The organism is Mycolicibacterium parafortuitum (assembly GCF_002086815.1).
Classification (GTDB): Bacteria; Actinomycetota; Actinomycetes; order Mycobacteriales; family Mycobacteriaceae; genus Mycobacterium; species Mycobacterium parafortuitum.
In genome coordinates, this window is the sequence record NZ_MVID01000005.1 from 82794 (window position 1) to 107228 (window position 24435).

Consider the following 24435-nt stretch of genomic DNA (forward strand, 5'->3'; position numbering starts at 1 on the left):
CTGAGATGTCGCAAGCAGTGGTCCAGGAACCGCCCGAGCGGACCGGGGTGCGGGTCCGGGTGCAGAAACTGGGCACCGCGCTGTCCAACATGGTCATGCCCAACATCGCCGCGTTCATCGCGTGGGGCCTGATCACCGCACTGTTCATCGAGCAGGGCTGGCTACAGGGAATCTTCGCCGGGCTCAGGGACCCCGACGGCTGGGTTGCCAAGATCGGTGGCTGGGGAGCCTACGACGGCGCCGGGATCGTCGGCCCGATGATCACCTACCTGCTGCCGATCCTGATCGGATACACCGGCGGGCGGATGATCCACGGCAACCGCGGTGCGGTGGTCGGCGCGATCGCCACCGTCGGCGTCGTCACCGGCGCCGACGTCCCGATGTTCCTCGGCGCGATGATCATGGGTCCGCTGGGCGGCTGGTGCATGAAGAAACTCGACGCGCTGTGGGAAGGCAAGATCCGTCCCGGCTTCGAGATGCTCGTCGACAACTTCTCCGCCGGCATCCTCGGCATGATTCTGGCGGTCTTCGGGTTCTTCGGCATCGGACCGATCGTCTCGGCGTTCACCCGCGCCGCGGGTAACGCGGTGGACTTCCTCGTCGAGAACGACCTACTGCCGCTGACCTCGATCCTGATCGAGCCGGCCAAGGTGCTGTTCCTGAACAACGCGATCAACCACGGGGTGCTGACCCCGCTGGGCACCACCCAGGCGCTGGAGACCGGCAAATCGATCCTGTTCCTGCTCGAGACCAACCCGGGCCCGGGTCTCGGAATCCTGTTGGCGTTCACGGTGTTCGGCAAGGGTGTCGCACGGGCGTCGGCGCCCGGGGCCGCGGTGATCCAGTTCTTCGGCGGCATCCACGAGATCTACTTCCCGTACGTGCTGATGAAGCCGAAGCTGATCGCCGCGGTCATCCTCGGCGGCATGACGGGCGTGTTCATCAACGTGTTGTTCGGCTCCGGTCTGCGAGCTCCGGCCGCGCCGGGTTCGATCATCGCGATCTACGCCCAGACCGCCAGCGGCAGCTTCCTCGGAGTCACGCTGTCGGTGCTCGGGGCCGCCGCGGTGTCGTTCGTCGTCGCGGCGTTCCTGCTCAAGACCGACCGCGCCGACGACGAGCAGGACCTCGCCGCGGCCACCGCGTCGATGGAGGAGATGAAGGGCAAGAAGTCCAGCGTCTCGTCGGCTCTGGTGGGCGCGGGAGCGGGCCACAGCGGGCCGATCAGGAACATCGTGTTCGCCTGTGACGCCGGCATGGGGTCCTCGGCGATGGGAGCATCGGTGTTGCGCAGGAAGATTCAGCAGGCCGGCTTCGGCGACGTCAAGGTGACCAACTCGGCCATCTCGAACCTGACCGACAGCTACGACCTGGTGGTGTCGCACCGGGATCTGACGGCGCGCGCGTCGCAGAAGACGGGTTCGGCGATCCACGTGTCGGTCGACGACTTCATGAGCAGCCCCCGCTACGACGAGATCGTCGAACAGCTCAAGCAGACCAACGGAGCAGGCGCACAGACCGCTCCGGAGGACGCTCCCGACGACGAACCCGCCGCCGACGTCGACGTGTTGCCGCTGTCGTCCATCGTGCTCTCCGGTTCGGCCTCATCGGCGGCCGACGCGATCGACGAGGCCGGCCGCCTGCTGGTCGACGCCGGTGCCGTGGATCCGGCGTATGTCGCCGCGATGCACGACCGGGAGAACTCGATCTCGACCTACATGGGCAACGGGCTCGCGATCCCGCACGGCACCAACGAGGCCAAGGACGCGATCCGGCGCACCGGGTTGTCGTTCGTGCGCTACCCCGAGCCGATCGACTGGAACGGCAAGCCCGCCGAGTTCGTCGTCGGGATCGCGGGTGCGGGTAAGGACCACATGGCGCTGCTCACCAAGATCGCGCAGATCTTCCTCAACGCCGACGAGGTTGCCCGGCTGCGGCAGGCGACCACAGCTGAGGAAGTCAGGTCGATCTTGATGGGTGCGCAAAAGTAGCCTGTGTTGGTGGATTCCGACACCCGGCAGAGCAGGATCGTCGAATTCGCCCGCACCCGCGGGCGGGTGGAGGTCGCCGCGCTCGCGACGGAGCTCGACGTCGCGAGCGAGACGATCCGGCGCGACCTGAAGGTGCTGGCCGGCCGCCGCCTGCTCAAGCGGGTGCACGGCGGCGCGGTGCCGTTGGAGACCGCGGCGTTCGAGTCCGGCGTCGAGTACCGCAGCCGGGTGGACCTGGCGCAGAAGCACCGGATCGCGAGTGCGGCAGCCGAATTGCTGCACGGGGCCGAGACGGTGTATCTCGACGAGGGCTTCACGCCGCGGCTGATCGCCGAACGCCTCGCCGAGCAGGAGTTGACTGTGGTGACGTCGTCGCTAATGGCGGCCGAGGCGCTGGCCCACAGCCGCACGGTGACCGTGCTGCTGCTCGGCGGGCGGATGCGCGGGCGCACCCTGGCCACCGTCGACCACTGGGCCACCGACATGCTGCGCAGCCTGGTGATCGATGTCGCTTTCCTTGGTACCAACGGGATTTCACTCGAACACGGGTTGACCACCCCCGACCCGGCGGTGGCGGCCGTGAAGAGCACTGCGGTGACGGTGGCGCGCCGGGCCGTGATGGTCGCCGCGCACTCGAAGTTCGGGGAGAGCAGCTTCTGCCGCTTCGCCGACGTGCCCGATTTCGAGGCGATCGTCACCGGCACCGAACTCGGCGCCGCCGAAGCGCTGCGCTACGAGGCCCAGGGGCCGTTCGTCGTGCGCGTCTAGTCGCCCGACGGCGCCGCGCCCAGGATCCCGCGGATCTGTTCGGCCATCGCCCGGCCCAACTCGGCGTTGTTCTGCTCGGTGAAGTGGATCCCGTCCACGCCGTCGGTCGAGATCACCGAACCCGCGTCGAAGAACGGCACTTTCACGAACGACGCCATCGCGGAGTACACCTCGGCCAGCTTGGCGCTCTTGTCCTGGCTGCCGTCGAAGATGAACTGAAACCACGGGTGCGGTGTCGCCGCGACCGGTGGCGGCGAGACCACCAGCGCCTGTGGCGCGGGGTAGGAGGTCCCGACGCCGCCACCGCTGGTGAGTACCTGCGTCACCAGCACCGACATCCCCAGGGCGATCTCCAACGGGGTACGGCCGAAATACGCCTTGGTGTCGTTGGTGCCGAGCATCAGAACCACGAGGTCCAGCGGCAGGTGGCCGGCGAGGCAGGACGGCAGGTACGCCGCCCCGTTGAGTCGCGGATCGGTCGGATCGTCGAGGTTGGTGGTACGCGCCGACAGTCCTTCTTCGATGACCTCGTAGTCCGGCCCCAGTTCGGCCGCCAGCACGCCCGTCCAGCGGACGTCCGGGGCGAAGCGTTCGGTCGGCATCCCGTCGGCCACCGGCACCCAACCCCAGGTCAGCGAATCACCAAAGCAGAGAATCCTTTTCGTGGGCATGAGGCCACGCTAGTCCTCGATGATGGTGTCCGCCTCGTCATCGCCCGGAACGGCCTGGTGCTCGTCGTCGTCGACCACGGTGAAGAAGGAGTCCCCGTCTTCGGGGGTGCCGTCGATCTGCCCGCGGTTCTGCCGGGTGGGCCGGTTGTCGGGCAGGTCCTCGTCGGGCTGCACGTCGGGCACTTCGGCGGCCAGTTGTTCGTCGAGGCTGTGGTGCTCTTCGGCTTCGATCCACCGCTCGGGCGGGTCGACGACGATGTCGCCGTCGTCGTTGCGGATCTCGTCGGAGTCCAGGGCCTCACTGGGGCTCAGGGTGTCGTCGCCGGTGAAGGCACTGTCGTTGTCGCTGTCCATGTCCACCAGTGTGCCCCGCGGGACGGCGGATCAACCGAGCCTTGGACCAGCCTGGTCGAGCACCGCCTGGATGTCGGTCCAGGTCTGGCGGACGATGTCGGCGACGGGGCGCACGTCGGTGATCCGCGACGACACCTGGCCGGTGTTGGCGACGCTGGCCTCCAGGTCTCCGCCGAAGTACAGGTCGGTGATCCGGCCCAGCAGTTGCGCAGTCGGGTCGTGTTCGCCGATCCGCGCCGCCAGGCCGGTGCGCAGCACTCTCATCGTCGGGTTGCCGGGCACTTCGAGCAACACTGTGCCCGCGTCGTCGGCGGCGACGATCGCGTCCTTGAAGTTCGTGTGCACGGCGGCTTCGACGCTGGCGAGCATGCGGGTGCCCATCTGCAGACCCTCGGCGCCGAGCACCACGGCCGCCGCCGCCGAGCGGGCGTCACACATGCCGCCCGCGCAGATGATCGGCAGGTCGACGCGGTCGGCGACCAACGGCAACAGCACCATCGTCGACGCACCCAGCGCGGATTTGAACCCGCCGCCCTCGACACCCTCGACGACGAGCGCGTCGACGCCGGCGTCGGCCGCCTTCAACGCACCCTTCAGCGAGCCGACCACGTGCACCACCACCATCCCGGCGTCGTGCAGCCGCTCGGTGAACAGCGCCGGATCCCCGGCGGAGGTGAACACGTGCCGCACCCCGGCCGACGCGAGGACGTCGACGATCGACGGATCCCGCTTCCAGCCCTGAATCATCAGGTTCGCCGCGACCGGACGATCGGTGAGGTCACGCACGCGCAGCAGATCGGCACGTCCGTCCTCGGTCAGCGTCTCGATCATGCCGAGCCCGCCGCCCTCGGACACCGCCGCGGCGAGTTCGGCGCGGGCGATGTAGGTCATCGGCGCCTGCACCACGGGGAACTCGACACCCAGCAGGTCCTGAACACGATTGGTCACGGGCGTAACGGTAATACTGCTACCGTCCGGCTGTGTATCGGGTGATCCAGTGGGGCACAGGCGCTGTCGGCTCGGAGATGATGACCGCGATCCTCGACGGTCGCCCCGACCTGGAGCTCGTCGGCGCGAAGGTGTACTCCGACGCCAAAGACGGTGCGGACCTGGGGGAACTGGTCGGCCGGGCGCCGATCGGGGTGCGGGCCACCACCGACGTCGACGCGATCCTCGCGACCGACGCCGACTGCGTGCTCTACACGCCGCGCACCGCGCACCTCGACGACGTGTGCGCGGTGCTCGCGAGCGGCAAGAACGTCGCGACCACCGCGTTCCTGTTCCATCCCCGCCGGATGAACCCGGCCGACCGCGACCGGGTGCTCGCTGCGTGCGAGACGGGTGGCAGCTCGGTGCACGGCAGCGGGCTGAACCCGGGCAACCTGTCGGGCGTGCTGCCGCTGGCGCTGTCGGGGATGAGCCGGCGCATCGACAAGGTCACGCTGCAGGAGCGCGCCGACTGGTCGGTGTACGAGAGCACCGGGATCACGTTCGACAACATGGCTTTCGGTGCGCCGGTGGACTCGATCAGCCCCACCTCGACGGACTTCCTGGCCTTCAACAGCTCGATCTTCACCGAGCAGGTGTGGTTTCTCGGCGACGCGCTCGGTGCCGACCTCGACGAGGTCACCGCTACCGTGGAAGCCGTTGCCGCCCAACAGGATCACCAGATCTTCGACCATCTGCTGGCGGCCGGGACGACCGCCGGCCAGCACTGGCGCTGGACCGGGCTGCGCAACGGTGAGCCGCTCGTCGAGATCGAGACGCTCTGGACGGTCGGCAACGAGTATCCGGGGCACTGGCCCAAACCCCGGCACGGTTGGACGCTGACGATCGAGGGTGATCCGTCGATGCAGACCCACTTCTTCTCGATGGCGAGCTTCACCCGTGCGGCGAGCATGGAGGAACACGTGCGGTCGGCGAACGTCGCGACCGCGATGCAGGTGCTCAACGCCGTTGCGGCGGTGTGCGAGGCGCCGACGGGGTTCGCGACGTCGGCAACGCTGCCGCTGATCTACAACGCCGGCGCGTTCGCCCGGTAGAACGGCAGCCCTAGAACGTCAGCCGTAGAACGTCAGCCGTAGAACATCGTCCAGTAGTCGGCCGACCACGCGCCGTCCTTGCAGACGAGCGGGACGCCGTCCGGGCTCTGGGCCACCCCGGTGGAGTCGCACGCCGACCGCAGGGTGCGCACCCCGACCAGCGGCGGCGACGAGATCCAGGTGCTCTTCGAGTTGCAGGCCAGCGTGTTGCCCGAACCGTCGAATCCGTAGTTGTAGCGCGTGTTCTGCTTGCAGAACTCACCGAGCTGCGCCTCGGTGCTGACGTACGGCACGCACCCCGCGCCGTCGCAGACGTTCGGGATCGCCGACGCAGTGCCCGCGCCGATCATCGGCGCGGCAACGAGACCACCGGCGATCGCCGCCGCTGCCATCAACTTCATGGGCCCACCCTAAATCGCGCGGCCGCGCCACGGGGTGAGCTTGCCCGCATTGCCGCCGCGGCTCGGCGCGCAGCGTAGATTCATCACCCATGAACTCGCTGGTGAAGGTGTTGCTGTCGAGCGCGATCCCGGCGGCGGCGCTGCTCGCCGCGCCGTCCGCGCACGCCGACACGGTCGCGTATCTGGTCAACGTGCACGTGCGGCCCGGCTACAACTTCCCGAACGCCGAGGCCGCGATCGGCTACGGAAACACCGTCTGCGATCGGGTGGCGGCGCAGATGAGCTACGCCGAACTGGTCGACCAGGTGAAGGCCGACTTCCACACCACCGACTACTACCAGGCGGGATACCTGATCAATCAGGCCGTCAACGAGCTCTGCCCCGCGCAGATCTGGCAGCTGCGGCAGTCGGCCGCCGGCTATACCGGGTCCTGAGCCGGGTCCTGACCGGGCCCTGACTGGCTACGGGCAGGTCACCTCGATCTCGAACGGCTTCGTCACCGGCGCCATCGGGTTGGCCATGTCGACACCGGTGGCGGTGCCGGAGATCTTGTAGGTCTTGTCGTCTTTATCGACCTTGGCCTCGCCCTGGCCGGAGCCGCTGGCGTAGCCGAGGGTGACGCCGTTGACGTTGCCGAGGCCGACGGACACCACGGTCGGCTCGTCGCCGGTGGTCACGACGGCCCCGATGCCCGCAGTGGCGTCGCCGATGGCGATGTTGGTGTTGCCGCCCATGTCGGAGCAGACGACGGTGCCTTTCACCTCCTGGTCGGCGCCGTCGATGGTGACGGTGCTCTTGCCCTCGGCGGCCGCTGCCGACGAGGTCTCCCCGGTGGTCTCGGATTTGTCAGAGCCGCCGCAGCCCGACAGGCCGGCGATGAGGAGGGCTGCGCCGCTTGCTGCGACGACGAGTTGACGGTTCATCACGGAGCTCCTTTGCATCGTGTGATTCGCCGAGATCGGCGGACCATCGAGTGCAGTATTACCGCTGAAACCGCGTCAACAGGCGATCTTGATCTTAAAATTGCCTGTTGTTCGAAAGCTCGGGTTGTCGGTGTCGAATCCGTCCGCGGTGCCCTGGATGTCGTAGGTGCGGTCGGTCATCGTCACGGTCGCCTCGCCGCCGAGGCCCTGGTTGTAGCTGCCGGTGAACCCACCGAGGTCGCGGATGCCGACCTGACGGACCACGAGTTCGTCCTCGCTGGCGATCGTGGCCGAGATGCCAGGGGCTTCGGGGTCGTCGGGATCGCGCGTCGTCATCATCAGCAGCGTCCCGGCCGGGTCGCACTGCACGGTGTCGGTGAGCCCCAGGTCGGTGCCGTTGACGCTCACCTGCGCGGTGCCGGCGACCAGCGCGCCGGGCGGCGGGTCGTAGTCGGGCGGCGGTGACGAGCACCCGGTCAGGGCCAGCGCGGCCAGGGCGGTGGCCGCGGCGGCCAGAGTCCAGCGTGATTGCACAGGGCAGAATCTACGGCGTGCCCGTCCCCTTTTTCACCGTGAACAGTCAACTGCCCGGACAACTCGGCCGCACCGGAACGATCCGAACCCCGCACGGCGACATCCAGACTCCGGCATTCATCGCGGTGGGCACCCAGGCCACGGTCAAGGCCGTACTGCCGGAGACGATGAAAGAGATTGGCGCGCAAGCGGTGCTGGCCAACGCCTACCACCTCTACCTTCAGCCCGGCCCGGACATCGTCGACGCGGCGGGCGGTCTCGGGGCGTTCATGAACTGGGACGGGCCGACGTTCACCGACAGCGGCGGGTTCCAGGTGATGTCGCTCGGCGTCGGCTTCAAGAAGGTGCTCGCGATGGACACCAAGCGGGTGCAGGCCGACGACATCATCGCCGAGGGCAAGCAGCGCTTGGCCCATGTCGACGACGACGGGGTGACGTTCCGCTCCCACCTGGACGGGTCCACCCACCGGTTCACGCCGGAGGTGTCGATCGGCATCCAGCATCAGCTCGGCGCCGACATCATCTTCGCGTTCGACGAGCTGACCACGCTGGTCAACACCCGCGCCTACCAGGAGCAGTCGGTGCAGCGCACCCACGAATGGGCGGTGCGTTGTCTGGCCGAGCACCGCCGGCTGTCGGTGGAGCGCTCGCACAAGCCGCCGCAGGCGCTGTTCGGGGTGGTGCAGGGCGCCCAGTACGAGGATCTGCGCCGGAAGGCCGCGCGCGGCCTGACCGAGATCGTCGACGCGGACGGCCGGGGCTTCGACGGCTACGGCATCGGTGGGGCGCTGGAGAAGCAGAACCTGTCCACCATCGTCGGCTGGGTGAGCAGCGAACTGCCCGAGGACAAGCCGCGCCACCTGCTCGGGATCAGCGAACCCGACGACCTGTTCGCGGCCGTCGCCGCGGGCGCCGACACGTTCGACTGCGTCTCGCCGTCACGGGTGGCCCGCAACGCGGCGGTGTACTCGCGCGACGGCCGTTTCAACATCACCGGGGCGCGCTACCGCCGCGACTTCACCCCGATCGATGCCGACTGCGACTGCTACACCTGCGCCAACTACACCCGCGCCTACCTGCACCACCTGTTCAAGGCCAAGGAGATCCTGTCCAAGACGCTGTGCACGATCCACAACGAGCGTTTCATCATCCGGCTCGTCGACCAGATCCGCGAGTCCATCCCGGCGGGCCGGTTCGACGAGCTGCGTGAGGACGTGCTGGGGCGCTATTACGCGACGAAGGTCTGACGACTGTGGGCCCTGTGTACGCGGACCCGCCGATCCGCGTACACCAGGCCCACAATTGTGACCAGGCACTCTTTAGACGTATGCACAATAAGAGCATGACGACCGCCGCCGACCCGCAGTCGCTGCTGTTGACGATGCTTGACCCCGCCGTCCGCGCCGATCCGTACCCGCTGTACGCGCAGATCCGTGCGCGGGGTCCGCTCCAGCTGCCGGCCAACAACCTGACGGTGTTCTCCACCTATGCCGCATGCGACGAGGTGCTGCGCCACCCGGACGCGGCGAGCGACCGGCTCAAGTCCACGATCGCTCAGCGGGCGATCGCCGACGGCGCCGAACCTCGCCCGTTCGGCCCGCCGGGCTTCCTGTTCCTCGACCCGCCCGACCACACCCGGCTGCGCCGGCTGGTCAGCAAGGCGTTCGTGCCGAAGGTGGTCAAGGCGCTCGAACCGGAGATCGTCGCGCTGGTCGACGGTCTGCTGCGCGACGTCGACGGGACGTTCGACGCGATCGCCGGGCTGGCCTATCCGCTTCCGGTCGCGGTGATCTGCCGGCTGCTCGGGGTCCCGCTCGAGGACGAACCCGAGTTCAGCGCGGCCTCGGCGCTGCTCGCGCAGTCGCTGGACCCGTTCGCGACGGTGACCGGTTCGGCCGGCGACGGTTTCGAGGAGCGGATGCGGGCCGGCCGGTGGCTGCGCGGCTATCTGCGCGACCTGATCGCCCGGCGACGCCGCGACCCCGGAGAGGACCTGATGTCGGGGTTGATCCACGTCGAGGAGTCCGGTGACCAGCTCACCGAGGACGAGATCGTCGCGACGTGCAACCTGCTGCTGGTGGCCGGGCACGAGACGACGGTGAACCTGATCGCGAACGCGATCCTGGCGCTGCTGCGCCACGACGGGCAGTGGGCGGCGCTGGCCGCCGACGCGGACCGCGCCGCACCGGTGATCGAGGAGACGCTGCGCTACGACCCGCCCGTGCAGTTGGTGGGCCGGATCGCCGCCGAGGACATGACCATCACGGGGGTCACGGTTCCCAAGGGCGACAACATGATGCTGCTGACCGCGGCCGCGCACCGCGACCCGGACGCCGTGCAGCGGCCTGACGAGTTCGACCCGGACCGGGAGACGATCCGCCACCTCGGGTTCGGGAAGGGCCCGCACTTCTGCATCGGCGCACCGCTGGCGCGGCTGGAGGCCACCGTCGCGCTGACCGCGCTGACGTCCCGCTTCCCGACGGCCGCGCTGGCCGGTGAACCCGGCTACAAGCCGAACGTCACGCTGCGCGGTATGACGGAGCTTCCGATCACGTTGTGAGACAACTCAACCGAGCGTTTCGATGACCTCACGGGCGGCCCGCTCACCGGCCTCGACGGCGCCCTCCATGTAGGCGCTCCACTCGACGGCGGTGTCGGTGGAGGCCCAGTGGATGACGCCGATCGGCTCGGCGAGCGCGTCGCCGTACGTGGTCCACACCAGCGGGCCGCAGTTGGCGTTGTAGCAGCCGCGGGTCCACTGCCGGTCGGCCCACTCGCCGTCGACGTAGTGCAGCGGACGGGCGGCCTGGTCGCCGAAATGGCGGACCAGTTCGGCGGTCAGCGCGGCCCGGCGGTCGGCCTCGGTCCAGCGGCCGTGGGTGCGGGCCTGCTCGCCTTCGAGGAACAGCAGGATCACGCCGTGGCCGTCACCCTGGATGCAGGTGTCGTTGGACATCCGGGCCGGGCCGATGTCGGAGATCAGCTGGCCGTTGAGTCCGTCGGCGCGCCAGAACGGTTCGTCGTAGACGAAGAACGCCTTCATCGCCGCCGCGTTCGGCATCCGCTGGGTGAGCTGGTCGCGGTGGCCCGGCAGCGGAGGGTCGTACATGATGCGCCCGGCCAGGGCCGGCGAGACCGCGACGATCACCCGGCGCCCGCGGGCGGTCAGCCCACCGCGGCAGTGCACCGTGGCACTGTCGGCGGTGTGCTCGATGAACTGGACGGGGGAGTCGAGCACGATGTGCTCGGACATCAACGCCGCCAACCGCTTCGGGATCTCGGCGGTGCCGCCGACGAACCGGGTGGTCTGGGCGCCGCCCTCGGACTCGGCGAACAGCTCGGAGGTGACCCCGCACGTCTGGATCGTGAACAGCAGGTGCAGGAACGACACCTCGACGGTCGGCACGGCGAGGATCCCGACGGTGCAGATCTCCAGCAGGGTGCGCGCCACCGGCGAGAGCCCCTGGGCGTCGTACCAGGCGCCGGCGGTGATCGCGTCCCATTCGGCCGCGTGCGGCGCGGTCCACGGGGTGGCCGGGGACACCTCGGCGGCCAGCTCGTCGAGGCGGCGCAGCACCTTTTCCAGCTCGGCCAGCTCGTCGGCGAAGCGGTCGTGAAATTCGTTGCCGCGCAACACCCCGGTGCCGGCGATCTCATAGCTGGTCTCGCCGTCGTCGAACTGCGGGTAGGTCTCGACGCCGAGTTCGTCGGCGAGTGCGAACATCCGGTGGTGGGTGTCCCCGATCCACTGCGCGCCGAGCTCCATCGGCAGCCCGGCGACGTCCTCGGTCAGCACCCGGCCACCGACCCGGGTGTCGGCCTCGAGAATCAGCGGCGTCAACCCCGCCGCCAGCACGGTACGGGCCGCGATCAGCCCCGAGATCCCCGCACCGACGATCAGGACGTCCGCTTCACGACTTGCCATGACGGACACCCTCTCACGGCCCGCTACAGCGGGTTGAGGATGCGCTGCAAGAACTGCCGCGTCCGCTCCTCTTTCGGGTCGCCGATCACCTCGGCCGGGGAGCCCTGCTCCAGCACGACCCCCTGGTCGAGGAACAGCACCTGCTCGGAAACCTGTCGAGCGAACTGGATCTCGTGGGTCACCACCACCAGCGTCCAGCCCTGTACGGCGAGATCCCTGATCACGCCGAGGACCTCGCCGACGAGCTCGGGGTCCAGCGCCGAGGTCGGCTCGTCGAACAGCACCACCTTGGGCTTCAGCGCGAGTGCGCGGGCGATCCCGACGCGCTGCTGCTGGCCCCCCGACAGCTCGAACGGGTACCGGTCCCGTTTGTCCTTCAGCCCCACCTGGTCGAGCAGTTCCACGGCGTCGGCCTCGGCCTCGGCGCGGGGGCGCTTCTGGGCGACGATCGGCCCCTCGGTGACGTTCTGCAGCACCGTCTTGTGCGGAAACAGGTTGTGCGACTGGAACACGAAACCGCTTTGCGCGCGATAGCGCTTCAGCTGGTCCTTGGCGACCGGCTTTCCGAAGTCGATCTCGGTGTCGCCGACCTTGATCACGCCGGAGTCGGCGACGTCGAGCGCGTTGAGGGTGCGCAGCAGCGTGGTCTTGCCCGAGCCCGACGGCCCGATGACCGCGGTCGCGGTGCCGCGCGGCACGGTGAATGACACGCCCTTGAGGACCTCCAGCGGCCCGAAGGATTTTCGTACGTCGGTGGCGACGACCCGGTTCTCGGGCTGTTCGGGAACGCTCATCATTTTCGATTCCTCGCGCAAGCGCTGGTCATTTCGCCACATACCTTTCCAATCGGCGTTCGAACCTCGCCTGCCCGAACGACAGCACCAGACAGATCACCCAGTAGTAGACCGCGGCGGTGCCGTACAACGCGAAGAACTCGAACGTCGGCGCCGCGATGATCTGGGCCTGCCGCAGTAGCTCGGTGACGAGAATCGTCGAGGCCAGCGACGTGTCTTTGACCAACGAGATCAGGGTGTTCGACAGCGGCGGCACCGCGACGCGGGTGGCCTGCGGCAGGATGATGCGCCGCAGCGTGCCGACGTAGTCGAGCCCGATCGTCTCGGCCGCCTCCCACTGGCCCTTCGGGATGCTCTGGATCGCCGAGCGGATGATCTCGGCCGCGTAGCCACCGACGTTGAGGCTGAACGCGATGACGGCCGCCGGGAACGGGTCGATCTTGATGCCGAACTCGGGCAGCGCGAAGAACACGATGAACAGCTGCACGAGCAGCGGGGTGCCGCGGATCAGCGAGATGTAGAACCGGGCCAGGTTGCTGAGCACGAGGTTCGACGACAGCCGCGCCAGTGCGACGCCGAGCGCGATGACCAGTCCGATGACGAAGCTGATGATCGTCAGCGGGATCGTCATGGTCAGCGCCGCCTTGGCCAGCGGCCACAGGTTGTCGAGCACGAGCTTCAGCGTGGAGCGGGGCTGGGTCTGCGGGGTGTCCTGGCCGCCGGATGCGTTGGTCTTGAGGTATTTCTGCGAGATCTCGGCGAGCGTGCCGTCGGCCTTGAGTTCCTCGACGGCCGTGTTCAGGTCAGGCAGCAGACCGGAATTCTTCCGGGCGGCGAACCCCTGTTCGCTCTTCTCGCCGGTGGTGCCGGAGATCTTCACCGCAGGGTCGTTGGTCTCGGCGAGGTAGGCGTAGATCGACAGGCTGTCGTTGACCACGACGTCGACCCGGCCCTGGCTCAGCAGCGCCATCGCCTGGGTCAGCCCCTCCACCGCTTCGATCTGGGCACCGGCGTCGCGGGCCACCTGCGCCCAGTTGCTGGTGGTGCTCTGGGCCGCCCGCTTGCCCAACAGGTCGGCCAGCGAGGTGATCGAGTCGTCGTCGGCGCGCGTGACGATGACGCCCTCACCGATCGAGTACGGCTCGGACAGGTCGTACTTCTGTTCGCGTTCACCGGTGATGGTTACCTGGTTGGCGACGACGTCGAACCGGTCGGCCTCGAGCGCGGCGAAGATCGAATCCCACGGGGTCTCGACGAATTCGACGTTCACACCCAGCTTCTCGCCGACCGCGCGGGCGACGTCGACGTCGTATCCGGTGAGCGCCCCGGTGGCCGGGTCGTGGTAGCTGAACGGGGCGTAGACGCCCTCGGTGCCAACGCGCAGCACGCCGCTGTCCTTCACCGAGTTTCCGGACTCTGACGAGCCGCACGAGGTCAGCAGCACGGCGAGTGCGATGAGCACCGCCGGCAGGAGTCTTCGGAACTGGCGCATCGCCGGACGGTAACAAGCTCAGCGGTCCGGCCCAAGGGTTCTGCTCAACCCGGCTGATAGATCCACGGGGTCCGGGGCAGCCTCGCCGGGTCGAACTCGCCGAGCATGTCCTCGACGGTGCGGGCCGCATATCCCAGCGAATCGGCGATCTGGGCCAGCGCCTCGGGCACCCCGATCTCGGCCAGTGTGACCGCGCCGTCTCGCTTGGCCAGCCGGGCACCGTCGGCGTTGAGCACCAGCGGCACGTGCGCGTACACCGGCTCGGGGTGGCCGAGCAGGCGTGCCAGGTAGGCCTGCCGCGGCGACGACGACAGCAGGTCGTCGCCGCGCACCACCTGATCGACTCCGGAGGCGGCGTCGTCGACGACGCCGGCCAGGTTGTATGCGGGCACCCCGTCCCCGCGCCGGACCACGAAGTCGTCGACCAGGCCGGTGTAGTCGCCGTGCAGAACGTCGTGCACGGTGTAGGCGGTGACGTCGGAGCGCAGCCGAAGAGCGGGCGGGCGTCCGGTCTCCTCGCGGCGCCGTTCGCGCTCGGCGTCGGTCAGGTTCCGGCACGTCCCCGGGTAGGCGCCCTCGGGTGCGTGCGGAGCCCGTGGGGCTTGCGCGATATCCCTTCTGGTGCAGAAGCATTCGAACAACAGGCCGCGCTCCCTGAGGCCGTCGACGACGGCGTCGTAGCGTTGCGGATGCTCGGTCTGGCGGGTTGCCTCCTCATCCCAGGTGAGGCCAAGCGCGGCGAGGTCGGCGAGCTGGCGTTCGGCGATCTCGGGGAATGTGCGGTCGTCGAGGTCCTCGACGCGCATCAGGAACCGCCTGCCCGTGGACCGGGCGAACAACCAGGCCAGCACGGCGGTGCGGAGATTGCCGATGTGCAGATCCGCCGACGGGCTGGGCGCGAACCTGCCCGCGCCGGATGAGCTCGTCACGGGTTCTACTGTGTCAGACAGCGCGACGTCACACGGCCTGGCTCTGCAGCGCGACCGATGCGGCGGCCACCGACGGTGCGACCCCGACACCGTGGCCCTGGGCGGTGACGGCCAACCGCGTCCGGTCACCGCGGAACAGATCACGGGAGAACTCGCAGGGCCGGTCGTGTTGGTCGAACGCGACCCGGGTGATCAGCAGCAGCGCCGAGTTCGGTTTGATGCCGAGCAGATTGGCTTCTTCGGGTGTGGCGTTGACGGCCTCGATCCGCTCGTCGGCGCGCGCGGTGACCAGACCGTACTTGCTCTCCAGGATCTCGTAGAGCGAGCCACCGAGCTGTTGTTCGAGCAGATTGGGGAATGCGTCGGCCGGAAACTGCGCGAGCTCCAACGAGATCGGTGAGCCGTCGGCCAGCCGCAGCCGCTGGATCTCGATGACGAAGTCGTCCGCGGTGATCGACAACGCCTGCTGGGTGGTGGCGTCGGGGGCGCAGATCTTGGTCGACAGCACCCGGGTGCCTGCCACGTAACCCTGGCTGGCCAGGAACGCCGGCACCCCGACGACGTCGGTCAGGCTGCGCTGCACCTGTGCGTGGCTGATGAAGATGCCCCCGGACCGGCCGATCACCCGGTCGACGAGACCGGCCTCCTCCAGCGCGGCGAGCACCTGACGCAGGCTCGACCGGCTGGTCCGGTAGCGTTCCGCCAGTTCGCGCTCGCTGCCGAGCTTGGTGCCGGGTTTACCCGCGTTGATGTCGGCCACGATCCGGCGCCGCAGATCCTCGGTCTGTGTGGCCACCGGACCTCTCCTCGCCTGCAGAATTGGTTAGACCAAATCTACGATACGGCCCGTCACAGGTCGGCCAGCGCTTCCGGCGATTCGGGCAGGATCTGACCGCCGTCGACCACCAGGGACTGTCCGGTGATGTAGGCGGCCTCGTCGGTGGCGAAGAACAGTGCGGCGTTGCCGATATCGGCGACCTCGCCGAGCTTGCCGGCCGGCACCGACGCGGCCATCTGATCCATATAGGTCTGGCCCATCTCGATCAGGCCTTCGGTGACGATGTTGCCGGGCAGCACCGCGTTGACGGTGATCTTCTTCGGGGCCAGTTCGATCGCTGCAGTGCGCAGGAATCCGAGCTGGGCGGCCTTGCTCGCGCCGTAATGCGACCATCCGGGGAAACCGGTGACGGGCCCGGTGATCGACGACGTGATGATGACCCGGCCGTGACCGCTGGCGGTCAGCGCATCCAGCGCGGCCTGCACGATGTACACGGTGCCCTTGAAGTTCACGCCGATGACCTGCTCGATGTCCTCGGGCGTCAGGTCGGCGAGCCGGCCGGACGGGAAGATCCCGGCGTTGGGGCACACGATGTCGAGGCCGCCGTTGCGTTCCACCGCGGTGGCGACCACGCGACGGCAGTCCTCGGGGCTGGTCACATCGGCGGCCACCCCGGTGACGGTGCCGGTGAGTCCGCCCAGATCCGCGACGGTCGAGTCGATGTCGGCCTGGGTGCGTGCGGTGATGACGACGTTCACCCCGGCCTTGGCGAAGGTCTCGGCGATGCCGCGACCGATGCCCTTGCTTCCGCCGGTGACGATGGCCGAGCGGCCCTGCAACGAGTTGAACATAGCCATAAGCCCTTTCGGTACGGGATCAGAACAGCCGGTGGCCGTCGGAGGACAGGTATTGCTCGGCGAGTTTGCAACTGCCCGCGGCATAGGTCACGGAGATCGCCTGGGACTCCTTGGAGTGGCTGTGCGTCCCCATCCAGGCCAGCAGCAGCAGGCGCCGCAGCAGGATGAACGAGGCCAGCATGTCCTCGTCTGAACTGCTGATCGTGCGGCGGGTGCGGTATCCGCTGACCCAGGCGTCCTGCCATTCCGGAACCGACGGGTGATCTTCGAAGAACGACACCGCGGTGCCGAAATCGTAGAAGTACCAACCCAACCCGCAGTCGTCGAAGTCGATCACGGTGATCGTGTCGTCGTCCACCAGCAGGTTGGCCAGTCGCAGATCCGCATGCACCAGGCCGAAAGTGTCGGGCCCGGTGCCGTATTCGGTCAGGCGACGGTGCAGCAGCGTCTGTGCGCGGGAGAGAACCTCGGCCTCGTGTTCGCCGACCCCGACGGCGTCACGCCAGCGTCCCCATCGCGGAGTGCCTCCCAGGCTGTGCTCCCAGTCCCAGGCGAAGCGGCTGAACCCCGTCGGTCGCTGCCAGCTGCGGGCATGGTCGTGCAGCGCGGCGGTGATGCACCCCAGGGTGTGGAAATCGGTGGAGGTGACGGTGTCCTCGTCCGGTTCGGCACCGGGCACCATCTCGAAATGCACGACGTAGCGGTCATCCCCGCCGTGCTGCACCGTGACCACGCGGCGCCCGTCGTGGGCGGGGATCACAGTCGGCACGGTGACGTCGCTGTCCCGGCGCAGCGCGTCGAGCCACATCAGCTCGGACTCGATCTGGTCGACGCGGTGATAGTCCTTGCGGTGCACCCGCAGGATGGACCGGTGCCCGCAGCCGGGTTCCTCGACGGCGTAGGTCGCGTTTTCCGACAGGTTGAGCAGCCGCAGCGCCGAGCCCTGCGGCAGATCGAACGCCGCCAGGGCCTTCTCGGCGACGATCTCGTCGTCAGTGAAGTCTGCCGTCAATGCTCCCGTCCTTCGATCGCACCGAGTACCTCGGTGATGCGGTCCCGCGCCACCACCACGTCCTTGGTGCTGCCGCTGATGTAGAGCCTGCCCGCCGCGCCGATCATCTGCACGTCGACGAGCGTCAGGCCCGGTGCGGCCCGCTCGGCCTCGTTGGCCGCCACCGCCGCGAACAGGGCGGGGGTCATCTCGTACACCAGCAGGGATTGACCGGGCAGCACCATCGACGCCTGCCGGTTGCGGTTGAGGATCACCGCGTGCTGATCGGTGATGTCCTCGATCACGTCGTGGTAGAGCACCCGGGGCCGCAGCTGATCGGACGCCGAGTTCTGGGTGCCCGCCAGGATGGCCTCGCCGGCGCGCCGCACGTCGGCGAGGTTTCCGGAGTGGATCTCCAGCACACCGAACTGCCGTTCCACGTAGAGGATCCCGGGCTGGATGCCGGGCACCTCCCGCAGCGCGAGGTCGATGACCCGTTCGATCGCCAGCGCGGGCGACACCTCGACGATGAGCGCGTGCTCGCCGGCATACGGCGGATAACCGCGCGCCCGGGTCGGTGTGCCCAGGTAGGCGGCGAACTGCTGCTGGAGGTCCTCGACGAGCAGGTAGACACGGATGTCGGTCCTGGTCGGTGCGGAGGACCTGGCCTCGGATACAGCCACTGTCGGCAGACTACTGGGCGGCGACGGAGAAGTGCGCACCGAGCTCGCTGTGCGGCCGCGGGATCACGTGCACGCTGACGAGTTCGCCGACCTGGGAGGCGGATTCGGCGCCGGCCTCGGTGGCGGCCTTGACGGCGCCGACCTCGCCGGTGACGATCACGGCCACCAGGCCGTCACCCACCTGCTGGCGGTCGGTGATCGTCACGTTGGCGGCCTTGACCATCGCGTCGGCAGCTGCGAGCGCGGCGACGTAGCCCTTGGTCTCGATCATTCCGATCGCGTTGCTGGCCATGGTGTTTCTCCTTTGTGTCGGTGATGAGAGGTGTCGGGTTTGTCGAACAGACGGGGACCGGTAGCCGGGGCGGCTAGCCGGTGGGATCGATGGAACCGATGATCAGCGCGTCGACCGGGGGCGGTGTGCCGGTGAACCAGCTCGCCGCCACCGAGCCCTGGGTGACGAGCACATGCTCGCCGACCCCGCTGCCCAGCACGTCGAAGGCGACCAGCCGGGAGCCGGACCCGTCGACCTCGACTTCGAGGAAGGCGCCGGCCGGGATGCCGTCGATGCGGCGGGTCGACCAGACCTGACCGATGACCGTGCCACGAATCATGTTCGCTCCTTGTGGATCGTCACGCCCAGCGCGCGGGCGCGCTCACGGGCCAGCGGGGTGAGCACAGCGCGGGGGCCGAGTACCAGCGATGCGCCGGAGGCGGCGATGTCGGTGATCTGCCGTTCGGTGACCGCGCCGCGCTCGATGCGTGTGGTGGCGCCCGGGCCGCTGCGTTCGGTTCCGGCGAGCCGGAACGACAGCCGGCCGTGCCGCAGATCGGCGCGTGTCTTCGGATTCTCGAACAGCCGCAGCAGGTTCCGCACGAACACGTCGAGGTCACGATCGTTGGCGATGCGCACGGTGTCGGTGCGGGACCGTTCGTCGGCGGCCAGCGGACCGGTGGCGACCGGGCCGTCGGGGACAGCCGGGGGTGCCGCCGGGGCAGGAGTGGGCCGCGGGGCCTGCGCCTTCTGGGGTGACTGCGACGCCAGATCGCCCACGGCTTCGCGAACCACCTCGCGGACGAGCTGGCGTAACACCTCGCGGTCGAGGCTCACCGCACGCTCCGGGCGAGGGCTTCTTCGGCCGCCGCGGCAGCCTGGCGGATGTCGGATTCACTGCCGGACAGGTACACCCGGCCGGTGGCGCCGATCATCCGGAAGTCCACGACCTTCACGTCGGCAGCCTTCTCGGCTTCGTTGGTGGCCAGGATCGCGTAGGAGGCCGGGGATACCTCCAGCACGTAGAGGGTCTCGCCGGCCAGCACCATCGAGCCGATCTTGTTGCGGTTGATCAGGAATGCGTGCTGCTGGTCGATGCTGGAGATGATGCGTGACGCCAGGATCTGCGGCGGGGTCGCCGCGCCCGCGTCGCTGCCCAATTCGGCGAGTGCGGCGTCGGCGGCGGCCTCGACGTTGGCCGTGTCGCCGTGGAACTCCAGGTAGCCGAACTGCCGCTCGACCACGAGCACCCCGGCCTGCACCTCGGCGTGCTTGAGCGCGACGTCGGTGACGCCCTCGATGTCGAGCCCGGGGGCGACCTCGATGATCTGCGCGGCGACGCCGGCGCGCGGCAGGGCACCCTTGATCCAGGTACCCAGATACGACATCGTCTGCGGCTGGAGCCGGTCGATGAAGATGAACGAACGCAGTTCAGCCACGGGTCACCTCTTGATCAGTTGTGCGAGTTCTTCGGCCACCAGGGCGCGCAATTCGGCGCGCAGGGCCTCGATACCGGGATCGGCGGCGCGCCGGGCGGCGGGCCTGCTGACGGGTGCGGGCGCCACAACCGCCGCCGACGGGTCGTTGGAGGCCCGGGGATAGGCGGGCACGGGACCGGCGGGTGAGCGCCACGGCGAGAGTCCGGCGAAGTTCGGCATCGTCACCGCCGAGTCGGCGTTGTAGGCGATCCTGGCCCAGTTCAGCAGGTTCTCCGGCTGCAGGTTCTCGCCGATGGAGCTGCGGCCGACGAATCCCGTGCCGATCGTCATCGACGGCGCGAGGTTGGTGTCCAGCCCGGAGCTTCCGGTGCTGTTGCCGACGTTCACCGACACCCGCAGCACCGGCACCTGGGCCGCGAAGTCGGTGATGACGGCGGCATCTTCGCTGTGGATCGCCGCCGAATGCCCGGCGCCGGCGATGCGGATCACGGCCCGGGCCGCGCGGATACCGCGCTGGGCGTCGGCGACGGTCGTCATCCCCAGGACCGGGCACAGCTTCTCGTGGGTGAGCACCTCTTCACCGATGACGTCGGTGAACGGGGCGATCAACGCCCGGGTCTTCGGCGTGACCCGGACACCGATGCGCTCGGCGATCCACGCCGCGTCGCGCCCGACCACCTCGGTGTTGAGCGCACCGCCGGGGAACATGTACTCGCGCAACCGGTCTGTGGAATCGGCGTCGAGGATGTGTGCGCCGTGGCGGGTCAGTGCCGTGCCGAGCTTCGCGGCGACGCTGTCCTCGACGATCAGAACCGACTCGTTGGTGCACAGCACCGAGTTGTCGAAGGCCTTGCTGTCAACGATGCGGCGGGCGGCGGCGTCGATGTCGGCGGTCGCGTCGACGAACACCGGGACGTTGCCCGGCCCGACGCCGAGGGCCGGGTTTCCGGACGAGTACGCGGCGCGTACGACGCCGGTACCGCCGGTCGCGACGATGACGTCGGTGCGCTCGTCGGACATCAGCGCCTCCACCAGTGGCAGCGTCGGCTCGTCGATGACCTGCACGATGCCGTCCGGGGCGCCGGCCGCCTCGGCGGCCTCGGCCAGCAGCCTCGCCGCGTCGGCCGAGCACTGCTTGGCGCGGGGATGCGGGGCGACGACCACCGCGTTGCGGGTCATCAACGCCAGGATCACCTTGAAGTACACGGTCGCAACGGGATTGGTGGTGGGAGTCAGTGCCAGCACCACACCCGCCGGGCGCGGGATCTCGACGATCTTGCGCGCACTGTCGATGCGCGGCGTCACGTAGTCCTGACCGCGGTAGAACTCGACGATGCCGCGGGAGCAGGCGCGGTTCTTGGTCACCTTGTCGGCGACGACGCCCATCTGGGTCTCGGCGACGGCGGCGGCGGCGAAGCGCTCGGCGTTGCGGTGGCCGGCGTCGGCGACCGCGTCGACGATCCGCGCCACCGAGGCCTGGTCGTACTCGGCGTAGGCGGCCGCGGCGAAGCGGGCGCGTTCGAGCAGTTGACCTGCGTGGGGTACCAGGTGTGTACCGGTCACGGCTTCCTCCGTCCGGTCGCGGCCAGCTTCGCCCGTCCGACGGCAACCTCGACGCGGTCGAGCACGTCCTCGCAGAGGTCACGGTTGAGCAGCAGGCCCGGTTTGAATTGCAGGACACGGGGATCCAGCGTCGAGAAGATCGCCCACACCCCGTTCTGGTAGAGCTCGCGCATCACGAACTTCGCACCCTCGGGATGGTCGAATTCCAGACCGATCACCACGCCGTTCTGCCGGATGCCGACAAACCAGTCCGGGTAGTCGGCCTGGATACGGGCCAGGCCCGTGGCGAACAGGTCGGCGATGTAGTGCACCGACGAGCGCACCTCGGGCCGGCCGGTGATCTCCAGGGTCTTGATGGCGGCCACGCAGCCGAGTTCGGCACCGCCGAACGTCGAGATGTGCCCGAAGCCGTCCTGTTCGAGCCACTGCGCCGCGCGGTCACTGAGCAGCGCCGCGGTGATCGGGTACATGCCGCCCGAGAGGCCCTTGCCGGTGACCATGATGTCCGGGTCGATGCCGTGCTTGGTGATGCCCCACATCTCGCCGGTGCGCATCAGCCCGGTCTGCACCTCGTCGGCGATGTAGAGCGCGTCGTAGCGCACGCACAGGTCCTTGACCGCCTCCAGATATCCGATGGGCGGCAACGGGAATCCGTAGGTGGCCGGAATGGTCTCCATGATCACCGCGGCGACGTCGCGGCCCTTCAGTGCCTGTTCCATCGCGTCGGTGTCACCGAACGGAACCTGGACGAACTCGTCGGGCCGGTCGGCGAGGAACAGTTTGGCGAAGCGGTCGTCGCCGGTGGCGACGGCCAGGCCGGTGTGCCCGTGGTAGGCCTTCACGATCGAGACGATCTTGCGGCGCTGGGTGGCGTGCCGGGCGCTCTTGAGGGCGATGTCGATGGCCTCGCCGCCGCCGGATCCGAACGCCACCTTGCTCAGCGATGCGGGCGCGGACTCGATCAGCTTCTGGGCCAACGCGGTTCGGGCCACCGACGGAAAGTGGTGGTTGCCGACGTCGAAGTGCTCCATGCCCTCGGTGATCGCGGCCATCACCTCCGGGTTGCGGTGCCCGAGGTTGTAGGTGCCGCCGTTGAGGTGCATGTCGATGAGCCGGCGCCCGCTCATGTCCCACAGGAAGTAGTCCTGCCTGCGGTCGATCACGAGGTCGACGCCGGAGTCGGTCCAGAATTGCGTCTTGTCCGGGTTCCAGAACTCCTTGGCACGTTCCAGCACCTGGGCTTTGGAATCGAACGAGAACGTGCCGTAGTCGAACACGGGACTCCCTGTCGTGAGGTCGGCCGGGGATGTGACCAAAAACCTAAATGGCCGGACCATTTATGTCAATCCCGGGCTCACAGGGCTTGCGCAGCTTAATTGGTAGTGCCAATATGTCTTCGGTTCGCACTGTGGTCTGGACCACACCCGCGGTGCTCCCGCGGGTTGAACCTCTTCTATCCTTCGCCTCTGGAAGGTCTCTGTAGATGACAGAAGACGTCGTTTCCCCTGAAACACACAGCAAGGACTCGGTCCAACGCCTGAAACGAAACGCCGTGGGCACGTTCGGCGTGATCTTCATGGCGGTAGCCACCGCGGCGCCGATCACCGCGATGGTCGGCAATGTCCCGATCGCGGTGGGCTTCGGAAATGGTTCGCACGCCCCGGCCGGCTATCTGGTCGCCACGATCGTGCTCGGCCTGTTCGCGATCGGCTACGCGACGATGGCCAAGCACATCACCGCGACCGGCGCGTTCTACGGCTACATCTCCCACGGGCTGGGCCGCGTGATGGGCATGGCCAGCGGCCTGATCATCACGCTGGCCTACATCGTGTTCGAGGCGTCGCTGATCGGCATCTTCGCGTTCTTCTTCCAGAACTTCCTGTCCTCTCAGCTCGGGATCACGATCCACTGGCTGGTCCCCGCGCTGTTGATGCTCGTACTGAACAGCGTCCTGACCTATTTCGACGTGAACCTGACGGCGAAGGTGCTCGGAGTCTTCCTGATCACCGAGATCGTGATGCTCGGCCTTGGCGCGATCGCGGTGGCCGTCAAGGGCGGCGGACCCGACGGCTTCGCCGTCGGCGAGATCCTCAACCCGGTCGGTGCGTTCCAGCCGGCGGCGATCGCCGGTGCCAGCGCGGGTCTCGGCCTTTTCTTCGCGTTCTGGTCGTGGGTGGGTTTCGAGTCGACGGCAATGTACGGCGAGGAGTCCAAGGACCCCAAGCGGATCATCCCGCGCGCCACCATGATCGCGGTGCTGGGTGTCGGCATCTTCTACATCTTCGTGTCGTGGATGGCGATCGCCGGCACGGGCCCGCAGCAGGCCATCGAGTTGGCGCAGAACGCCGATACGTCGTCGGAGATCTTCTTCGCCCCGGTGCGCGACACCTACGGCGAATGGGCCATCACACTGTTCAACATCCTGCTGGTGACGGGCTCGTTCGCGTGCGGCATGGCGTTCCACAACTGCGCGTCGCGCTACCTGTACGCGCTGGGACGCGAAGGTCTGTCCAGCGGGCTGCAGAAGACGCTGGGTGCCACCCACAAGACGCACGGCTCGCCCTACATCGCGTCGTTCGTGCAGAGCGGCATCGCCCTGGTGCTGGTGCTCGCGTTCTTCTTCGCGGGCATGGATCCGTACATCCACATGTACACACTGCTGGCGATCCTGGGCACGATGGCGATCCTGATCGTGCAGTCGCTGTGCGCGTTCTCGGTGGTGGCGTACTTCCACTTCCACAAGAACCACCCGTCGAGTGCGCACTGGTTCAAGACGTTCCTGGCGCCACTGACCGGCGGCATCGGCATGCTCTACGTGGTGTACCTGCTGTGGGAACACAAGGAATCCGCCGCGGGCGCGGCGTCGGGCACCTTGCTGTTCAAGCTGACACCATGGATCGTGATCGGAGTCTTCGTGTTCGGCGCGGCGATGGCGTTGTACTTCAAGTTCAACGACAAACGGCGCTATGAACTGATCGGCCGGATCGTTTACGACGACAGCGAAGTTCGCGACTAGGAAGGACGCCTCA

27 protein-coding genes are annotated in these 24435 nt (G+C 68.1%); 7 read left to right on the top strand and 20 right to left on the bottom strand.

What is annotated here, in order from left to right; all coding sequences use genetic code 11:
• Positions 1-5 precede the first annotated feature (5 nt).
• Together BST38_RS08530 and BST38_RS08535 are read left to right on the top strand one after the other, a co-directional pair.
• The gene (locus BST38_RS08530) at positions 6-1991 is read left to right on the top strand and encodes a PTS mannitol transporter subunit IICBA (RefSeq protein ID WP_083142991.1); all 1986 of its coding nucleotides are present in this window, start codon (positions 6-8) and stop codon (positions 1989-1991) included.
• A gap of 9 nt (positions 1992-2000) precedes the next feature.
• Positions 2001-2759, top strand: coding sequence for a DeoR/GlpR family DNA-binding transcription regulator (locus BST38_RS08535; protein ID WP_083142992.1), 759 nt, complete (start codon positions 2001-2003; stop codon positions 2757-2759).
• Here the strand turns inward: BST38_RS08535 and BST38_RS08540 are convergent.
• From BST38_RS08540 to BST38_RS08550, 3 genes are read right to left on the bottom strand one after another with little or no spacing between them, the layout of a single operon-like run.
• Positions 2756-3430 carry an SGNH/GDSL hydrolase family protein gene (locus tag BST38_RS08540; RefSeq protein WP_083142849.1) on the bottom strand — a complete coding sequence of 225 codons (675 nt, stop codon included), beginning with the start codon at positions 3428-3430 and terminating at the stop codon, positions 2756-2758. The genes BST38_RS08535 and BST38_RS08540 overlap by 4 nt on opposite strands.
• A gap of 9 nt (positions 3431-3439) precedes the next feature.
• Complete coding sequence (locus BST38_RS08545) at positions 3440-3784, bottom strand: hypothetical protein (protein ID WP_083142850.1); 345 nt, start codon at positions 3782-3784, stop codon at positions 3440-3442.
• A gap of 30 nt (positions 3785-3814) precedes the next feature.
• Complete coding sequence (locus BST38_RS08550; RefSeq protein ID WP_083142851.1) at positions 3815-4732, bottom strand: NAD(P)H-dependent flavin oxidoreductase; 918 nt, start codon at positions 4730-4732, stop codon at positions 3815-3817.
• Positions 4733-4809: 77 nt separating this feature from the next.
• On the opposite strand from BST38_RS08550, the gene BST38_RS08555 reads away from it, so the two are divergent.
• Positions 4810-5826 (top strand): dihydrodipicolinate reductase, encoded by a 1017-nt coding sequence (locus BST38_RS08555; RefSeq protein WP_083142993.1) that lies wholly within the window; start codon positions 4810-4812, stop codon positions 5824-5826.
• A 32-nt stretch (positions 5827-5858) separates the two neighbouring features.
• Here BST38_RS08555 and BST38_RS08560 read toward each other — a convergent pair whose 3' ends face one another.
• Complete coding sequence (locus BST38_RS08560) at positions 5859-6227, bottom strand: hypothetical protein (RefSeq protein ID WP_083142852.1); 369 nt, start codon at positions 6225-6227, stop codon at positions 5859-5861.
• An 89-nt stretch (positions 6228-6316) separates the two neighbouring features.
• Here BST38_RS08560 and BST38_RS08565 point away from each other — a divergent pair, with 89 nt between their 5' ends.
• Positions 6317-6661 carry a DUF732 domain-containing protein gene (locus BST38_RS08565; protein ID WP_083142853.1) on the top strand — a complete coding sequence of 115 codons (345 nt, stop codon included), beginning with the start codon at positions 6317-6319 and terminating at the stop codon, positions 6659-6661.
• Between the two features lie 27 nt (positions 6662-6688).
• On the opposite strand, the gene BST38_RS08570 is transcribed toward BST38_RS08565, so the two are convergent.
• Together BST38_RS08570 and BST38_RS08575 are read right to left on the bottom strand one after the other, a co-directional pair.
• Entirely contained in the window at positions 6689-7150 is a 462-nt protein-coding gene (locus tag BST38_RS08570; RefSeq protein ID WP_083142854.1) for a lipoprotein LpqH, read from the bottom strand.
• Positions 7151-7225: 75 nt separating this feature from the next.
• Entirely contained in the window at positions 7226-7684 is a 459-nt protein-coding gene (locus tag BST38_RS08575) for a lipoprotein LpqH (RefSeq protein WP_083142855.1), read from the bottom strand.
• A gap of 17 nt (positions 7685-7701) precedes the next feature.
• Between BST38_RS08575 and tgt the strand changes: the two genes are divergently transcribed.
• Positions 7702-8931 (top strand): tRNA guanosine(34) transglycosylase Tgt, encoded by a 1230-nt coding sequence (gene tgt / locus BST38_RS08580; protein WP_181791964.1) that lies wholly within the window; start codon positions 7702-7704, stop codon positions 8929-8931.
• 95 nt (positions 8932-9026) lie between these two features.
• Entirely contained in the window at positions 9027-10244 is a 1218-nt protein-coding gene (locus tag BST38_RS08585; RefSeq protein WP_083142856.1) for a cytochrome P450, read from the top strand.
• 6 nt (positions 10245-10250) lie between these two features.
• Here BST38_RS08585 and BST38_RS08590 read toward each other — a convergent pair whose 3' ends face one another.
• The 14 genes from BST38_RS08590 to BST38_RS08655 all read right to left on the bottom strand — a co-directional run bounded on the left by BST38_RS08590 (position 10251) and on the right by BST38_RS08655 (position 22683).
• Positions 10251-11609: a flavin monoamine oxidase family protein gene (locus BST38_RS08590; protein ID WP_083142857.1), complete on the bottom strand. Its 1359-nt coding sequence runs from the start codon at positions 11607-11609 to the stop codon at positions 10251-10253.
• Positions 11610-11632: 23 nt separating this feature from the next.
• Positions 11633-12403, bottom strand: coding sequence for an amino acid ABC transporter ATP-binding protein (locus tag BST38_RS08595; protein WP_083142995.1), 771 nt, complete (start codon positions 12401-12403; stop codon positions 11633-11635).
• Positions 12404-12431: 28 nt separating this feature from the next.
• A complete protein-coding gene (locus BST38_RS08600; protein WP_083142858.1) occupies positions 12432-13895 on the bottom strand; it encodes an ABC transporter permease subunit in 1464 nt (487 codons plus the stop codon).
• Between the two features lie 44 nt (positions 13896-13939).
• Positions 13940-14824, bottom strand: coding sequence for a tRNA glutamyl-Q(34) synthetase GluQRS (gene gluQRS, locus BST38_RS08605; protein WP_083142859.1), 885 nt, complete (start codon positions 14822-14824; stop codon positions 13940-13942).
• Positions 14825-14852: 28 nt separating this feature from the next.
• A complete protein-coding gene (locus tag BST38_RS08610; RefSeq protein WP_083142860.1) occupies positions 14853-15620 on the bottom strand; it encodes a GntR family transcriptional regulator in 768 nt (255 codons plus the stop codon).
• 53 nt (positions 15621-15673) lie between these two features.
• Positions 15674-16453, bottom strand: a complete 780-nt coding sequence (gene fabG, locus BST38_RS08615) for a 3-oxoacyl-ACP reductase FabG (protein ID WP_083142861.1) — start codon at positions 16451-16453, stop codon at positions 15674-15676.
• Between the two features lie 25 nt (positions 16454-16478).
• Entirely contained in the window at positions 16479-17471 is a 993-nt protein-coding gene (locus BST38_RS08620; protein ID WP_083142862.1) for a phosphotransferase enzyme family protein, read from the bottom strand.
• Positions 17468-18133, bottom strand: coding sequence for a microcompartment protein (locus BST38_RS08625; protein WP_083142863.1), 666 nt, complete (start codon positions 18131-18133; stop codon positions 17468-17470). Before BST38_RS08625 ends, BST38_RS08620 begins: the two co-directional genes overlap by 4 nt.
• A 10-nt stretch (positions 18134-18143) precedes the next feature.
• Positions 18144-18425, bottom strand: a complete 282-nt coding sequence (locus BST38_RS08630; protein ID WP_011782687.1) for a BMC domain-containing protein — start codon at positions 18423-18425, stop codon at positions 18144-18146.
• Between the two features lie 73 nt (positions 18426-18498).
• Complete coding sequence (locus BST38_RS08635; RefSeq protein ID WP_083142864.1) at positions 18499-18744, bottom strand: EutN/CcmL family microcompartment protein; 246 nt, start codon at positions 18742-18744, stop codon at positions 18499-18501.
• Positions 18741-19241 (bottom strand): hypothetical protein, encoded by a 501-nt coding sequence (locus BST38_RS08640; protein ID WP_083142865.1) that lies wholly within the window; start codon positions 19239-19241, stop codon positions 18741-18743. The genes BST38_RS08635 and BST38_RS08640 overlap by 4 nt, the downstream gene beginning before the upstream one ends.
• Complete coding sequence (locus tag BST38_RS08645; protein ID WP_083142866.1) at positions 19238-19843, bottom strand: BMC domain-containing protein; 606 nt, start codon at positions 19841-19843, stop codon at positions 19238-19240. Before BST38_RS08645 ends, BST38_RS08640 begins: the two co-directional genes overlap by 4 nt.
• Before the next feature lie 3 nt (positions 19844-19846).
• A complete protein-coding gene (locus tag BST38_RS08650; RefSeq protein WP_083142867.1) occupies positions 19847-21406 on the bottom strand; it encodes an aldehyde dehydrogenase family protein in 1560 nt (519 codons plus the stop codon).
• The gene (locus tag BST38_RS08655) at positions 21403-22683 is read right to left on the bottom strand and encodes a class-III pyridoxal-phosphate-dependent aminotransferase (protein WP_083142868.1); all 1281 of its coding nucleotides are present in this window, start codon (positions 22681-22683) and stop codon (positions 21403-21405) included. Before BST38_RS08655 ends, BST38_RS08650 begins: the two co-directional genes overlap by 4 nt.
• A 206-nt stretch (positions 22684-22889) precedes the next feature.
• On the opposite strand from BST38_RS08655, the gene BST38_RS08660 reads away from it, so the two are divergent.
• Positions 22890-24422 carry an APC family permease gene (locus BST38_RS08660; protein ID WP_083142869.1) on the top strand — a complete coding sequence of 511 codons (1533 nt, stop codon included), beginning with the start codon at positions 22890-22892 and terminating at the stop codon, positions 24420-24422.
• The last annotated feature ends 13 nt before the right edge of the window (positions 24423-24435 follow it).